The organism is Kribbella sp. NPDC049227 (assembly GCF_043197265.1).
In the GTDB taxonomy this organism is placed as follows: domain Bacteria; phylum Actinomycetota; class Actinomycetes; order Propionibacteriales; family Kribbellaceae; genus Kribbella.
In genome coordinates this window covers 182,670-197,218 of sequence record NZ_JBICST010000012.1, presented here as the reverse complement: position 1 = coordinate 197,218, position 14,549 = coordinate 182,670, and the positions used below count along the sequence as shown (strand labels likewise).

The window sequence follows — 14,549 nt, the reverse complement described above, 5'->3', positions numbered from 1 at the left end:
GCCCCTCAGTAGGCGAACGACAACGGTTTGGCGGCCTCGTCCGGTGCGTCGTCCGGCGAATCGGGCCCCGGCCCGTCCGTCCCGGCCAACCCTCCGCGGATGGTGCGCAACATCAGCTTGGCCTCCACCACAGCGAGTACGCCGTACAGCACGGTGAAGCCGGCCAGCGACGTGATCACCTCGCCGCTCGTGGTGCCCGGCGACACACCCGATGCCGTCGGCAACAATCCGAACACCAGCCAGGGCTGCCGCCCGGTCTCGGTGAAGATCCAGCCGAAGGTGTTCGCCAGCAGAGGAAGCAACGGCAGCGGAGCCGCGAGCCAGATCAGCCACCGAGCAGGCGCCCGGCCACGCCGGGTGGTCCACAGCAGCCACACCGCGACCGCGGCGGACGCCATCCCGACCCCGATCATCAGCCGGAAGGTCCAATAGGTCAGCGGGATGTTCGGCTTGTACGACCCCGGCCCGTACAACTGCTCGTACGCGGCCTGCAGCGAGTTGATCCCCTTCACCTCGCCGTTGAAGTTCCCGGTCGCCAGGAACGACAGCAGGTGCGGGACCTTGACCGAGAAGATCTCCCGCGACCCGTCCAGCGTGCCCACGGTGAAGACCGAGAACGAGGCCGGCTTCTCCGTCTCGTACAGCGCCTCGGCCGCGGCCATCTTCATCGGCTGGACCTCGGTCATCACCTTGCCCTGCTGGTCACCGCTGAGCGCGACCCCGGCACCGGCCGCGATCACGATCACAGCCCCGAGCTTGAGCGCCGTACGGAACACGTCGCGGTCCACCGACGGCCGCCGGATGAGGTGCCAGAGCGCCACCCCGGCGACGAACGCACCGCCGACCATGAACGCGGCGAAGATCGTGTGCGGGTAGGTGACCAGGACAACCTTGTTCGTCAGCACCGCCCAAATATCGGTCAGCTCCGCGCGGCCACGGGAAGCGTTGTAGCGGAAGCCGACCGGGTTCTGCATCCACGAGTTGGCCGCCAGGATGAAGTACGCCGACAACTGCGTCCCCAGCACCACCATCCAGATGCAGCCGAGGTGGACCAGCCGGGGCAACCGCTCCCAGCCGAAGATCCACAGCCCGATGAACGTCGACTCCAGGAAGAACGCGAGCAGCCCCTCCAGCGCCAGCGGTGCACCGAAGACGTCACCGACGAAGCGCGAGTAGTCGCTCCAGTTCATCCCGAACTGGAACTCCTGCACCAGTCCGGTGACCACGCCCATCGCGATGTTGATCAGGAACAGCTTCCCGTAGAACTTGGTCAGCCGCAGGTACTTCTCCTTGCCGGTCCGGTACCACGCCGTCTGCAGCCCGGCGGTGATCGCGACCAGCGAGATCGTCACCGGGACGAAGAAGAAGTGGTACACGGTGGTGACGGCGAACTGCCATCGAGCCAGATCCAGGGTGTCCACGCGCCGGCCTCCCCAGCCATCTACGACGTTACGTAGTAGATGCTAGCGCGGATCTACTACAACGTGTAGTTATACTGGTCACGTGGCGAGTGAGGAGAAGGCACCGCGCCCCCTGGGCGACCTGGAGCGGCTGGTCATGGAGCGGCTGTGGGCAGCGCCGGCGGCGCTGACGGTTCGCGAGGTGCACGAGCAGCTGGCGGACACCCGTGAGCTCGCCTACACGACCGTGATGACCGTGCTGGACCGGCTGGCCAAGAAGAAGCTGACCGAGCGGGAGCGCGACGGCAAGGCCTGGCGCTACCGTGCCGCCTCGCCACGCGAGGAGCTCGCGGCCGACCTGATGCGGGACGCCCTCGACCGTGCCGGCGATCGCCGCGAGGCTCTGGTCCGTTTCGTCGGACAGGTCAGCGACGAGGAGGCCGCACTGCTCCGCGAAGCCCTCGGCCGGCTGGAGGGCCACGCGGAGAGCGAGGAGCGGGCGGGGTGATCACCCCCGTCCTGCTCGCCGCACTCGCCCTGGTGCTGACCGGGCCGGCACCGGCGCTGCTGGCACGTTCCAGCTGGCCCTACCGGATCCCCCGCGCGGCCGTCGCTCTGTGGCAGGCGATCTCGCTCGCCGCGGTACTGGCTGCGCTGGGCGCCGGCATCGCGCTCTCCTACTCCACAGCGGGCGAACCCGGCCGGCCACGCTTCGACCCGTCGTCCATCAGGGACCTGCTGGCGGCGCTGATCCTCGCCATGACCGCACTGGTTCTGGTGAGACTCCTCTGGGCAGCCAGTCGAGTCGCAGTAGGCACCAGGGCCCGCCGCAAGCGGCACCGCGACCTGGTCGACGTACTGGCCACGCCCGACGGCCTGATCCCGGGACTGCGTGTGCTGGCTGAGGAAACACCGCTGGCCTACTGCCTCCCAGCTCTCCGCGGCGCCCGCGTGGTCGTGTCGGTCGGAGCTCTGGACAGGCTCGACGACAACGAACTGCGAGCCGTGCTCGCCCACGAGCAAGCGCACCTGCGCGCCCGGCACGATCTTGTCCTCGAGGCGTTCACAGCACTGCACATGGCATTCCCGCGCTGGGTCCGCAGCGACGTAGCACTGGAGCAGGCCCGCACGCTGGTCGAGCTGCTGGCCGACGACGACGCCCGCCGCCGCAACGGCCCACGCCCGCTCGCCCGAGCCCTGGTAGCACTCGCGGGCGCACCAGCACCCGAAGCAGGACTGGCCGCTGCCAAGTCGGCGACCGTACTGCGGGTCCAGCGCCTCGCCGACCCCGAGCCGAGCAACACCTGGCTCGCCGCCGGCACCTACGCCGTGGCGGCCGCCCTCCTGATCCTCCCGACGATCACCGTCGCCGCCCCGCTCGTCAAAGCGATCGTCAGCGCGGTGAGTTAGCCGGCTGGTAGCGGACCAGTACGCCGCCCTTCGCCCACGGCCTGGCCTCGATGAGGTCGAGGTCGACCGGCTGGCCGCCAGCCGGGAACGCGCTCTTGCCCGCGCCCAGCAGGATCGGGCAGATCCGCAACTGCACCTCGTCGACCAGACCGGCGTGCAGCAGCGAGTGGAACAGCGTGATGCTGCCCCACAGGATCAGGTCCTTGCCGTCCTGCTCGGCCTTGATCGCCCGCACCGCGTCGAGGTCGCGGACCACGATGCCGGGCTCGTACTGCCCCCACGGTGCGCTCTCGAGCGTCGTCGACACGACCACCAGGCGCAACGCGTTGAGCTTCTCCGCGATCACCTCACCGGCCGAGGCGGCCGTCGGCCAGAACGCGGCGAACAACCGGTACGTCTCGGCGCCGAGCACCATCGTGTCGACGTTGTCGAGCAAGGCGAGATTGTCGGTGTCCGACTGCCCGGCGATCGTGTCGAAGAACTCCAGCCCACCGTCCGGTCCGGCGGCGTACCCGTCGAGGGTGACGTACTCCTGAAAGATCAGTCGCCTCATCCAGCGAGGCTACCCGAAATGTTTCCCCTCACCCCGGGCCACGGCCAGCAGCACGAGCCCCGACAGAACCAGCAGAACGACCATGGTGACGACGAATGTCAGCACTTCTCTCCCCGTATCCCCAACCCAACAATCACACTGACGACCTCAGTGCCGTAAAAGTTCCCCGAACGCCTTGCCGACTTCGTCGACCTGCCACTCCAGCGTGTGCGGACCAACCACCAACTCGATCCACGACCATCCCGGTACGTCGGCCGGCTGCCACCGGCCGCAGATCGCCTCGCGCGTCGCCTCCATCCGCTGCACCGCAGCGGTCTCGATCGTATCGGCCGCCTGCGGCGCATAGACCCGGAACGAGTTGGTGTGCGGCGGCTCCGGGAACACCCGGAAACCCTCGCTCTGCAAGGCCATCGAGAGCTCGACCGCCCGCTCGTACAAGTCTCCCATGAGTGGCAGGACGGTCCGCAGTCCCTCCCGTGCGGACACGGCGTACGGGAACATCGTGTAGAGGTTGCCGCCCAGCCGCCGCTGCCAGCGCCGTACCTCGGCGATCACGTCCTCCGGGCCGGCCAGCGCCGCACCGCTCAAGCCACCGAGCACCTTGTAGAACGACACGTACACCGTCGAGGCGAGCGCCGCGATCTCCGCCAGGCTGTGCCCCAGGTACGGCGTGCTCTCCCACAAGCGAGCGCCATCCAGATGCAGCGGTACGCCGCGCTCCCGGCAGGACTCGGCGAACACGACCAGTTCGTCCCACGTCGGCAGGACGAACCCGCCATCGCGCAGCGGCAGCTCCACCGTCGCCGCGGCCAGCTTCCCCGGGATCGCGGCCAGCTCGTCCGGCCGGGGCTGCCGCGGCTCCGACGTCATCCGCTCGATCCGGAGCCGGTGCACCTCTTCCAGTGCGTTCAGTTCGTGCACGAGCAGGTGGGACAGTCCGTGCACCGCGACCCGATCGGTCCCGGCGCGGTCGGCGTACACGCGCAGGACGCTCTGCTGCGCCATGATCCCGGTCGGCATGAAGACCGCCGCCGGCTTCCCCAGGAGGTCGGCTACCTCCTGCTCGAGCGCGGCGACGTCTCCATCGTTGCCGTAGACGTCGGCCGAGTCCTCGCACGCGACCTCTGTGAGCTGCCGCAGCCTGTCGGGCACAGGCACCCGTGGGTGCGACAGCCAGCGTTCACAGTTCTCGGCCGCGGTCTTCCGGCGGGCCCTGAGGTCGTCAGAGGTAGTAGCCACGCCCCTATTCTCTCGTGCCCCGCAATCGGTTTGGGCTCAGATCTTGGCAGTGACCACGTGCTCGCCCTGGAGCGTCCTGATCTCCACCGACCGCACCTGATTCAGCGGCACCAGCACACCGCCGCCGAACTTGCTGCCCTCCTGAGCGGCCTTAGCCGACACCACCCAACTGCCCGCGATCCAGGTCTTGCCCGACTTGTCGGTCACGACCATCTGGCACTCGGCACCGGCCTTCAGGCCGTTGATCTGCACCATGACCCAGCTCCAACCGGCCCGTGGCTCCACCGTCGTGGCCATCGTCGTACCAGTCGCGACGTCGGACGAGTTGACGTGCTTTGACCCGGCGACAGGAGCGTCGGCCGGCTCGGCAGTCTGCCGTCCGATGGCCACGCCGCCACCGAGTGCACCGGCCACCACCAGCACTGCCGCGGCTGCCAGCACCCACGTGCGGGACCGCTTCCTGGCGGGTGGGGCCTGCGTCGGCGCCGGCTCGACGGCCGTCTGCCGCACCTCCCGCAGCGTGCGCTGCAGCAGGAGCTCGCCACCTTCGGGCGGACCGTCCAGGAACGCCTCCGGCGGGACCTCGCCCAGGAAGTACTTCATCTCCTCCAACTCGGCCACCTCGGTGCGGCACTCGGCACAGGTGGCCAGGTGCTCGTCGACCTCGCGGACCTCGTCGGGCTCGAGCGCGCCCAGGGCGTAGGCACCCAGCTGCGAGCGATCGTGCTCACTCATCGGGCCACCTCCGCTTCTGTTCCGGCCATCACCGCGCGCAGAGCTCGGAGGGCGTAATACGATCTCGATTTCACGGTACCGGGCGGGACGCCGAGTTCCTTGGCGGCCTCGGCGACCGACCGGCCCCGGTAGTACAACTGCACCAGCACCTCGCGATGTTCCGGTGACACCTGGTCGAGTGCGTCCATCACGATCATGGTGTTCACCACGGACTCGGAATGGTCACCCTCGACCGGGGGCCGGATCTCCACGTCGGCGACCTCGGCCGGTCGCGCCGCTCGTGCCCTGGCCCGGTCGGTGACGATGTTGCGTGCCACCGTCAGCAACCATCCGCGCACGGATCCCTTGCCCGCGGTCAGGTCGCCGGCGTGTTTCCACGCCCGCACCAGAGTCTCCTGGACGACGTCCTCCGCGGCCGCACGGTCGCCGGTCAGCCTGGTCGCATAAGCCAGCAGGCTGCGGCCGTGTTCGGCGTACAGCGTTCGGATCAGCGTCTCGGCAGCCTCCGGCCCCGGGTAGTCACCCACCGTCCGTACGATAGGGGATTCACCGGCCACCGCAATGGCTGGGCTCAACCGCGGCCGGAACTCAGTAACCTGAGTTGCCATTACTGGACGGCTGAGTCGTGATCTTCTTACCGTCCGCGCCGACGACCCACCAGACTCCACCGACCGCCTGGCCTTTGGCGTCGCCCGCCTTCGTGTCACTCGCGAACAGGTAGATCGGCAACCCACCGACCGCCAGCTGCTTGCTGCCGTCGGACCGGGTCACCGTGCTGACCAGCGAGGCGTCGATGCCGTCGAGCTGCGGCGTACCGTCACCGGCGGCCACGACCGGCCACTTGGCCAGGCAGTCGCCCTCGCAGTTCGACTTGCCGGACACGTCCTTGTCGAACACGTACACCGTTCGCCCGTTGCCGTCGACATTGACCTTGCCGAGGCTGCCGACGTCGGCAGTGGCGAGCTTCGCGCCGGCGGCGGCCGGTGCGCTCGAGCTGCTGCTGGATGTTCCACCGCCGGCGGAGTCGCCGTCGTCACCGCAGGCGGTCAAGCCGGCGAGGCCGAGCGCGAACACACCGATCACAATCCCCATACGCTTCATCAGGTCCTCCTCGGATTCACCGTCGAACACCTGCCATACGTCCGGAATCCGTGACCGGTTCAAACCGGAGAGATATCGTTTCGGGCATGGTTTCAGGCATGGAACAGCTCCCCGCCGCGATCCAGCGTGCACTCACCGCGATCGACGAGCAGGACAACGACGCGTTCGTGGCCGCCTTCGCCGCCGACGGCTTCGTCGACGACTGGGGCCGCCAGTTCCGCGGACACGACCGGATCCGGTCCTGGAGCGACAACGAGCTGATCGGCAAGCGGGCCACCTTCACCGGCACCCAGGTGTCCACCCCGGGCAACCCGCTGACGATCGTCACCCAGGTCGGCGGCGACGGCTTCAACGGCCCGTCCCACTTCACCTTCGACGTCCAGGGCGACCAGCTCGCATCCATGACCATCACCGCCTGACCCCGCTTAGCTGCCAGGGGCAAGCACGCCGTGGCGGTCAAACGCTCGTCTGCCCCATCGGCCCCCTACAGTCCGGTCATGAGGATGTCAGCCCGCCGGTACCTGCGGCTGCCGAAGGTCGAGAACCCTCCGGAGCTGTCCGTCGCGGAGGCCGCGCTGCTCGTGTTCGCCGAGGTCGGCCCGGCAGCGACCGGTGGCACGGTGCTCGAGCTGGCGCAGCTCGGTGCCGTGCGAGTCGAGGAGGGCAGCACCGAACACTCGCCGCAGACAGTCGTCCTGGTCGACCCCGGGGCAACCGCGGGCGAGCACCATCGGGTCCTGCTCCGGGGGATGTTCCCGTTGCTCAAGCCGGGCGACAGCCGGATGATGCGCCGCGGGCGGAAGGACAATCTGCGGATGCTCGGCGCGCACCAGAAGTTCCGGACCGCGGTCGAGGAGCGGGTCGCCGAGCGCGGCTGGTTCCACCGGCCACCGACGGCCGGTCGTGCGGGGGCGATGCTCCGCCGGACCAGGCTGGCGGGTTGGGGCAGTGTGACGCCGGCCGGTCACGCGATGGTGGCCGAAGTACTCGGCTTCCGGCGGTACTTCGCCACTCTCGAGGTGGGCGACGTACGGCGGGCTGACCTGATCCGGTGTCTCCCGTGGGCGCTCGCCCTGGGACTGCACCACCACTGGGAGCAACTGTCGGCGGGCCTGGACACCGACGACGACGAGCCGGTGATCTGGTGGAGCGCCACAGGTATGTTCCGCCTCGGTCCGTTCCGGCGCGGCCTCGCCGCCTTCGCGGACGCCGCCACGCTGCGGGCTGCCGAGGACACGAAGTACGCCTACGGCCTGTACGACTACGACGCCGGCGACGACTTCGCCTTCGACTCCGGCCCCTCCACGGGCAGCGACTCCGACCTCGGAGATTCCGCCGCCTCCGACAACAACTGGTAGCCCAGGCCCTCAGACCGCGCGGACGGTCAGCTCCGTTGTCGAGCCCCTCGAAGTCCGCTGCTACACCCTACGAACTACACCGCTTCGGGCTCGCGGATTCGTTGGGAGATGACCGAGGAGACGCCGTCGCCGCGCATGGTGACGCCGTACAGCGCGTCGGCGACCTCCATGGTGCGCTTCTGGTGGGTGATGACGAGGAGCTGGCTGTTCTCGCGCAGCTCTTCGTAGAGCTCCAGCAGGCGGCCGAGGTTCGTGTCGTCCAGCGCCGCCTCGACCTCGTCGAGGATGTAGAACGGCGACGGCCGGGCCTTGAACAGCGCGACCAGGAACGCGACCGCGACGAGCGACCGCTCGCCACCGGACAGCAGCGACAGCCGCTTCACCTTCTTGCCCGGCGGGCGCGCCTCGACGTCGATCCCGGTGGCCAGCATGTCGTCCGGGTCGGTCAGCACCAGCCGGCCCTCACCGCCGGGGAACAGCCGGGCGAACACGTGCTCGAAGGCGACCTCGACGTCGCGGTAGGCCTGGGTGAAGACCTGCTCGACCCGCTCGTCGACCTCCTTGACGATGTCCATCAGGTCCCGGCGGGACTTCTTCAGGTCGTCGAGCTGCTCGGACAGGAACCGGTGCCGCTCCTCCATCGCGTCGAACTCCTCCAGCGCGAGCGGGTTGATCCGCCCCAGCTGGTTGAGCGCGCGCTCGGCCTGCTTGAGCCGCTTCTCGACCTTCGTCCGGTCGAACGGCTCGCCCTCGAGTTCGAGAGTGTTGTCGTCGCCGTCCTTCGGCAGCGGCGGCACCAGTTGGTCCGGCCCGTACTCCGCGACGAGCGCCTCGACCTCGATGCCGAGCTCGCCGAGCGACTTCTCGTACAGCTGCTCCAGCCGCATCTTCTGCTCGGCCCGGGCCAGCGCGTCGCGGTGCACCGTGTTGGTCAGCTGCTCCAGCTCGGAGCTCAGGCCCCGCGTCGCGGACCGGGACTGGGCCAGCGCCTGCTCGCGATCTGCCCGCTGCGCCTGGATCGCCGCCCGCTCGGACGCCGCCAGCTGCAGCGAGGTCTCCAGCCGGGCCAGCACGTGACCAGCCGCCAGGTGCACCGCCTGCGCGGCCTCTGCCTGCCGGGCTCGGCGTGCCGCCCGAGCGATCGCCCTCGCCCGCGCCTCGCGCTCCTGCCGCGCCGCGCGCTCCAACGAGTCCGCTCGGCCGGACAGCGCCCGGGCCCGCTCCTCGGTGGTGCGCAGCGCCAGCCGCGCCTCCATCTCGGCCGCCCGACCGCCCTTGGCCGCCTCGGCGAGCCGGTCCCGCTCGGTGGTGTCCGGCTCGTCACCGTCGTCGTCGAACTGCTCGGCGTCGGTGAGGCGCTCCTCCAGCTCGGCCAGGCCGGACAGGTTCTTGTCGCGCTCCTCCTCGGCCGCGGCGATCGCCTCGGCCATCCGCTGCGCCTCGCCGCGGGACGCCTTCGCCAGCGACCCGAAATGCGCCAACTGCTCGGCCACGGCCGCCATCGCCGCGTCCGATTCGTGCAGCCGGGCCAGCGTGATCTCGACGGACTCCTTCTGCCGCGCCCGCTCGTCCTCCAGCGCCGCCAACTCGAACCGCAGCCGCTCGCTCCGCGCCGTAGCCTCGGTCAGCTTCTCCGCCGCCTCGTCAACCGCGGACTGCACCTCGATCAGGCTGGGAGCCGCGTCCGAACCGCCGTACGCGAAGTGCGCCCCGAGTACGTCGCCACCGCGCGTGGTGCACGTGACGTCGGGCAGATTCCGCACCAGCACCCGGGCAGCCGCCACGTCGTCCACCACGACGACCTTGCGCAGCAGCCGTCGCAGAGCGGGCCGCAGGGTCTCCGGGCAGTCCACGACATCAACGGCGTACGACGCTCCGTACGGCAGCGACGGCCACGTGGCGTAGTCATCCGACGGTGCATCGCCCAGCAGCAGGCCGGCCCGACCCAGATCGTGCTGCTTGAGGTGGCCGACGGCGTGCAGAGCAGCGTCGGTGTGGGTGACCGCGACGGCGTCGGCAGCCTCGCCGAGGGCCGCCGCGATCGCAGTCTCGTACCCGGTCCGCACGCTCAGCAGGGCAGCCACGGAACCCATCAGGCCGTTCACCTGCTCGGAGGCGGCCAGCAAGGCGCCGGCACCGTCCTTGCGGTTCAGGCCGAGCTCCAGCGCCTCCTTGCGAGCCGACAACCCGGTGCGCTCGCGCTCGGCGTCGCGCTCCTCGGCCCGGACCTTCGCCAGGCGCTCGTCCATCTCGTCGAGGACCGCCTGAGCCGCCTCGTACTGGTCGTCGAGGCCCTTCTCACCGGCGTCCAGCCCGGCGACCTGGGTCTCCAGCGCGGTGAAATCGTGCTGCGCCTTGGCAGCACGTGCCTCGGCCTCACGCATGTTGCTGGCCAGACGGCCGATCTCGGACTCGGCGGCGGCGGCGCGGCTCTTCAGCGCGTTCACCTGACCGGTCAGCCGGGCCAGGCCCTCGCGACGGTCGGCGGCGGCCCGGATCAGCGCCGAGATCCGGCGCTCCTCCTCGGCCTCCTGAGATTCGAGCTGCTGGCGGCGTTCGACGGCTTCGGCCAGCAGCTCCGAATGTGCCTCGACCTCGGCCTCGATCTGCGCCTCGGTCTCGCGGACCCGCGCGGCCTCCAGCTCCAGCTCGTCCGGGTCCCGCCCGGCGCGCGGCTCCTCGGCCTCGTCGTTCAGCGACCGGATCCGGTCCGCCGCGATCCGGGCCGTGCCCTTGATCTTCTCGCCGAAGCCGGACAGCTGGTACCAGGTGTCCTGAGCCGCCTGCAGGGCGGGCGCATCCTCGCGCAACGCGTCCTCGAGCTCGGCCTCCAGCTCACGGGCCTCGCGCAGCTTGGCCTCGGTCTCGGTCCGCCGCTGGGTCAGCGCGGCCTCGTCGCGCAGCTCCGCCTCGAGCGCGGACTGGGCCTGGACGATGTCGTCGGCGAGCAGCCGGGCGCGGCCGTCCCGGACCTCCGCCTGGATCGTCACCGCCCGGCGCGCCACCTCCGCCTGGCGCCCGAGCGGCTTCAGCTGGCGGCGGATCTCGGTGATCAGGTCCCCGAGCCGGTGCAGGTTACCCTCGGTGGCCTCCAGCTTCCGGATCGCCTTTTCCTTGCGCTTGCGGTGCTTCAGGACGCCGGCCGCCTCCTCGACGAACCCGCGCCGGCCTTCCGGTGTGGCGCGCAGGATCGAGTCGAGCTGGCCCTGGCCGACGATGACGTGCATCTCGCGGCCGATGCCGGAGTCGCTGAGCAGTTCCTGGACGTCCAGCAGCCGGCAGTTCTGGCCGTTGATCTGGTAGTCCGACCCGCCGTTGCGGAACATCGTCCGGGAGATCGTCACCTCGGCGTACTCGATCGGCAACGCGCCGTCGGTGTTGTCGATCGTGAGCACCACTTCGGCGCGGCCCAGCGGGGCGCGGCCGGAGGTGCCGGCGAAGATGACGTCCTCCATCTTGCCGCCACGCAGCGACTTGGCGCCCTGCTCGCCCATCACCCAGGCGAGCGCGTCGACCACATTGGACTTGCCGGAGCCGTTCGGGCCGACGATGCAGGTGATGCCCGGTTCGAAGTTCATCGTCGTGGCCGACGCGAACGACTTGAAGCCTCGGAGCGTCATGCTCTTCAGGTACAAAGCGATGCTCTCCAACCCGTGAAAGGACAGACGATACCGAAGGAACCGTCATAACTGCACGTAACGCTGCCGCTACCCGGGGGAAGTAGTTCCGCTTCGCAGTCTACAAACAGCTGCCGACGTTCCTGCGGAGGCCAGCCGATCAGAATGGCGGGCAAAGGATCTGGGAGCACAACATTCGGTGAACAGACAACCGGCGGGGGCCCGGACGGGGGCCACCGCCGTGGGTAGTGCGGACGGTAGAGATGGAACTCTCGTTGTCGCGGCTCGGGTCCTCAGACCGAAGCGGGGGCGCGCAGAGCCTCGTCGACGGTAAGCAGCCGGCCCTCGTGGACCTGTGCGACGAGGTGGTCGTTCTCTGCCTGCAGGCGCATCACGTGCGCCTCCAGATCGGCGACACGCCTGTTGAGCAGACGAACCTGCTCGAGCATGCGCGGGTCAGTGCCTCCAAGGTGCCCTAGAAGAGCCTTGGCCATTGTGCTGTCCTCCGGAAGGGTTCTGGCCGGGTGCGCTCCTGGGGTCACGACGTGGAGCGCTGAAAATGTGTGCCGTCTTTCAGGGTGACACCGGCGGGGCCGACGGTCAACCTGGGCCACGTTTATTAACGATACCTCGCTCACCAGCGGACATGGCGAGGGATCGGCTGACATTTCGGGCACCGGTACGACGAACGGTTCATGAACGGCTCGCGACGGATCGGCCGCCCGTCGCGCGGACACGGCGAACCCTCTTGTCCGTAGACGTTCAGGCCACGCTCGAAGTACCCGGATTCCCCGTTCACGTTGACATACAGGGCATCGAAGCTGGTCCCGCCGACGGTCAGCGCCTCCGCCATCACCTCATGGGCGTGACGCAGGATCTCCCTTATTTGTAAGGGTTTCAGCGTTTCCGTCGCCCGGGCGTAGTGCATTTTTGACCGCCACAACGCTTCATCTGCGTAGATATTGCCCACTCCGCTGATGACGGTCTGGTCCAGCAAGGCCCGTTTGAGGCCGGTCTTGCGGCGCCGGACCGCGGCCACGAAGACGTCCGGATCGAACAGAGGATCGAACGGGTCGCGGGCGATGTGCGCGATTTCCGGCGGCAGTTCCGCACCACCCTCGGAATAGGACAGACCACCGAACATCCGCTGGTCCACAAACCGGACCTCTCCGCCGTCGTCGGCGAACCGGAACCGGACCCGCAGATGGGACTCGTCCGGCGCGCCGACCGGCTGCACCCGGAACTGCCCGCTCATCCCGAGATGGGTCAGCACCGCGTCCCCGGACTCCAGCGGGAGCCACAGGTATTTCCCGCGCCGGGCCGGCTCGGCGAACACCTGCCCCTTCAGCCGGGCGACGAAATCGTCCGGCCCGGCGGCGTGACGCCGTACCGGGCGGGGATGCAGGACCTCGACCGCGTCGATGGTCCGGCCGGTGGTGAACTCCGCCAGACCCCGGCGTACGACCTCTACCTCAGGAAGCTCAGGCACCTCAGGGCTGCTGGGAGGGGTCGGTGCTGTCGGGGTGGGCGGCCCGGAGCGCCTTCCAGGCGGTCTCCGCGGCCTGCTGCTCGGCTTCCTTCTTGCTCCGGCCGATGCCGTGACCGTACGTGTCGGAACCGATCCGGACCCGAGCCTCGAACGTCTTGGCGTGGTCCGGTCCGGACTCGGCGATCACGTACTCCGGCACGCCGACGCCCAGTTGCGCGACCAGTTCCTGCAGCGAGGTCTTCCAGTCCAGGCCGGCGCCGAGCCGGGCCGAGGACTCCATCAGGTCGTCGAACAGCCTGTGCACGACCTGTCCGGCGGTCTCGAAGCCGCGATCCAGGTAGACGGCACCGATCAGTGCCTCGACACAGTCGGCCAGGATCGACGACTTGTCCCGGCCTCCGGTCGCTTCCTCGCCGCGGCCGAGCCGCAGGTACTTGCCCAGCTTGAGGTCGCGGGCGACACCCGCGAGCGCGCGCATGTTCACCACCGCGGCGCGCAGCTTGGCCAGCCTGCCCTCGGACAGGTCCGGGTGATTGCGGAACAGCGACTCCGTGACGATGACGCCGAGCACGGAGTCCCCGAGGAACTCCAGCCGCTCGTTCGTCGGCAGCCCGCCGTTCTCGTACGCGTACGAGCGGTGGGTGAAGGCGTGCTCCAGTAGTTCGTCAGCCAGCGATACGCCGAGCCGCTGGTTCAGCTCGGCGTAGAGCCCCGTCTCGTTGACCGAATTCACTGGGTGAGGTGTCGCTTAGCTCTCGACGACCTGGCGGCGCTCGCCCTTGGCGCCGTACTGGCCGCAGGTGGGGCAAACGGTGTGCTGCAGGTGCTTCGCGCGGCAGGCGGGGTTCACGCAGGTGACCAGCGACGGGGCAGTGGTCTTCCACTGGGCCCGGCGGTTGCGGGTGTTGCTGCGCGACATCTTCCGCTTCGGAACGGCCACGGTTATGACTCCTCGGTTCGGCCGGGGGCTTGTGGACCCGGCCGGCTGGCTGACGTGTATTCGGTATCTAGTTGTCGTGCTGGTCGTTCTGGAGCAGTCCGCCGAGGGCTGCCCAGCGTGGGTCGGTACCGTCCTCGTGCTTGTGGCCGGGCTCGTCCGCCAGGCGTACCCCACACTCGGGGCACAGGCCCGGACAGTCGTCCGTACACAAGGGCTGGAACGGCAGCGCGAGCACCACCTGGTCCCTCAGCACCGGCTCGAGGTCGATCAGATCGCCCTCCATCCGGCTGGCCTCGTCGGGTTCGGCTTCGCTTTCCGGGTAGACGTACAGCTCCTGGACGTCAGCGAGGAACTCGTCCTCGATATCGACCAGGCACCGCGCGCACTCCCCGACCAGTCGGCCGCGGGCCGTCCCGGTGACGAGGACCCCTTCGACGACCGATTCCAGCCGTAGATCGAACTGGATCGGGTCGCCCTCGGGGACGCCGATCACGTCGATTCCGAGATCCGCCGGAGCCGGTGCCGTGAAGGTGACCTCGCGCTGGGACCCGGCGCGGCGTGTCAGCTCGTGCGTGTCGATCACGAGTGGGGACCGCGGGTCCAAGACGCTCAGGACATTCCTCTCAGGCGTGGGCAAGGCAAAATCTCGGTCTCGTCGAGACCGGTTGTCTAGATTACCAACTCCGCGGCCAGTCGCCCAATTCGGG

Annotated in this window: 16 protein-coding genes; 4 read left to right on the top strand and 12 right to left on the bottom strand. The window is 69.1% G+C overall.

From position 1 onward, the window contains the following. Positions 1-5: 5 nt before the first annotated feature. Positions 6-1,421 carry a cytochrome ubiquinol oxidase subunit I gene (locus tag ACGFH6_RS43450; RefSeq protein WP_393396984.1) on the bottom strand — a complete coding sequence of 472 codons (1,416 nt, stop codon included), beginning with the start codon at positions 1,419-1,421 and terminating at the stop codon, positions 6-8. Between the two features lie 82 nt (positions 1,422-1,503). Between ACGFH6_RS43450 and ACGFH6_RS43445 the strand changes: the two genes are divergently transcribed. Beyond that, positions 1,504-1,908: a BlaI/MecI/CopY family transcriptional regulator gene (locus ACGFH6_RS43445; protein WP_393396982.1), complete on the top strand. Its 405-nt coding sequence runs from the start codon at positions 1,504-1,506 to the stop codon at positions 1,906-1,908. Beyond that, positions 1,905-2,810, top strand: coding sequence for a M56 family metallopeptidase (locus ACGFH6_RS43440; RefSeq protein WP_393396980.1), 906 nt, complete (start codon positions 1,905-1,907; stop codon positions 2,808-2,810). Before ACGFH6_RS43445 ends, ACGFH6_RS43440 begins: the two co-directional genes overlap by 4 nt. On the opposite strand, the gene ACGFH6_RS43435 is transcribed toward ACGFH6_RS43440, so the two are convergent. From ACGFH6_RS43435 to ACGFH6_RS43415, 5 genes are all read right to left on the bottom strand, one after another. After that, positions 2,794-3,363: a dihydrofolate reductase family protein gene (locus ACGFH6_RS43435; RefSeq protein ID WP_393396978.1), complete on the bottom strand. Its 570-nt coding sequence runs from the start codon at positions 3,361-3,363 to the stop codon at positions 2,794-2,796. The two genes, ACGFH6_RS43440 and ACGFH6_RS43435, sit on opposite strands and share 17 nt — an antisense overlap. Positions 3,364-3,510: 147 nt before the next feature. Further along, the gene (locus tag ACGFH6_RS43430) at positions 3,511-4,602 is read right to left on the bottom strand and encodes a threonine aldolase family protein (protein ID WP_393396976.1); all 1,092 of its coding nucleotides are present in this window, start codon (positions 4,600-4,602) and stop codon (positions 3,511-3,513) included. A 36-nt stretch (positions 4,603-4,638) separates the two neighbouring features. Then, positions 4,639-5,337, bottom strand: coding sequence for an anti-sigma factor family protein (locus ACGFH6_RS43425; protein ID WP_393396974.1), 699 nt, complete (start codon positions 5,335-5,337; stop codon positions 4,639-4,641). After that, positions 5,334-5,825: a sigma-70 family RNA polymerase sigma factor gene (locus ACGFH6_RS43420; protein ID WP_393397218.1), complete on the bottom strand. Its 492-nt coding sequence runs from the start codon at positions 5,823-5,825 to the stop codon at positions 5,334-5,336. Before ACGFH6_RS43420 ends, ACGFH6_RS43425 begins: the two co-directional genes overlap by 4 nt. A gap of 100 nt (positions 5,826-5,925) precedes the next feature. Beyond that, a complete protein-coding gene (locus ACGFH6_RS43415; RefSeq protein WP_393396972.1) occupies positions 5,926-6,438 on the bottom strand; it encodes a hypothetical protein in 513 nt (170 codons plus the stop codon). A gap of 98 nt (positions 6,439-6,536) precedes the next feature. Between ACGFH6_RS43415 and ACGFH6_RS43410 the strand changes: the two genes are divergently transcribed. Continuing rightward, positions 6,537-6,857 carry a nuclear transport factor 2 family protein gene (locus tag ACGFH6_RS43410; RefSeq protein WP_393396970.1) on the top strand — a complete coding sequence of 107 codons (321 nt, stop codon included), beginning with the start codon at positions 6,537-6,539 and terminating at the stop codon, positions 6,855-6,857. 78 nt (positions 6,858-6,935) lie between these two features. Then, positions 6,936-7,796, top strand: coding sequence for a hypothetical protein (locus ACGFH6_RS43405; RefSeq protein WP_393396968.1), 861 nt, complete (start codon positions 6,936-6,938; stop codon positions 7,794-7,796). A gap of 74 nt (positions 7,797-7,870) precedes the next feature. Here the strand turns inward: ACGFH6_RS43405 and smc are convergent, their stop codons facing one another. The 6 genes from smc to ACGFH6_RS43375 all read right to left on the bottom strand — a co-directional run bounded on the left by smc (position 7,871) and on the right by ACGFH6_RS43375 (position 14,425). Continuing rightward, positions 7,871-11,431 carry a chromosome segregation protein SMC gene (gene smc / locus ACGFH6_RS43400; RefSeq protein ID WP_393397216.1) on the bottom strand — a complete coding sequence of 1,187 codons (3,561 nt, stop codon included), beginning with the start codon at positions 11,429-11,431 and terminating at the stop codon, positions 7,871-7,873. A gap of 275 nt (positions 11,432-11,706) precedes the next feature. Beyond that, positions 11,707-11,862, bottom strand: a complete 156-nt coding sequence (locus ACGFH6_RS43395) for a hypothetical protein (protein ID WP_233712037.1) — start codon at positions 11,860-11,862, stop codon at positions 11,707-11,709. Between the two features lie 185 nt (positions 11,863-12,047). Beyond that, positions 12,048-12,902: a bifunctional DNA-formamidopyrimidine glycosylase/DNA-(apurinic or apyrimidinic site) lyase gene (mutM, locus tag ACGFH6_RS43390; protein ID WP_393396966.1), complete on the bottom strand. Its 855-nt coding sequence runs from the start codon at positions 12,900-12,902 to the stop codon at positions 12,048-12,050. Position 12,903: 1 nt separating this feature from the next. Next, on the bottom strand, positions 12,904-13,635 hold the full coding sequence (gene rnc / locus ACGFH6_RS43385) for a ribonuclease III (protein ID WP_360451998.1): 732 nt from the start codon (positions 13,633-13,635) through the stop codon (positions 12,904-12,906). Positions 13,636-13,650: 15 nt separating this feature from the next. Then, positions 13,651-13,842 (bottom strand): 50S ribosomal protein L32, encoded by a 192-nt coding sequence (rpmF, locus tag ACGFH6_RS43380; protein WP_131355175.1) that lies wholly within the window; start codon positions 13,840-13,842, stop codon positions 13,651-13,653. A 67-nt stretch (positions 13,843-13,909) separates the two neighbouring features. Further along, positions 13,910-14,425 carry a DUF177 domain-containing protein gene (locus tag ACGFH6_RS43375; RefSeq protein ID WP_360451996.1) on the bottom strand — a complete coding sequence of 172 codons (516 nt, stop codon included), beginning with the start codon at positions 14,423-14,425 and terminating at the stop codon, positions 13,910-13,912. Positions 14,426-14,549 lie beyond the last annotated feature (124 nt).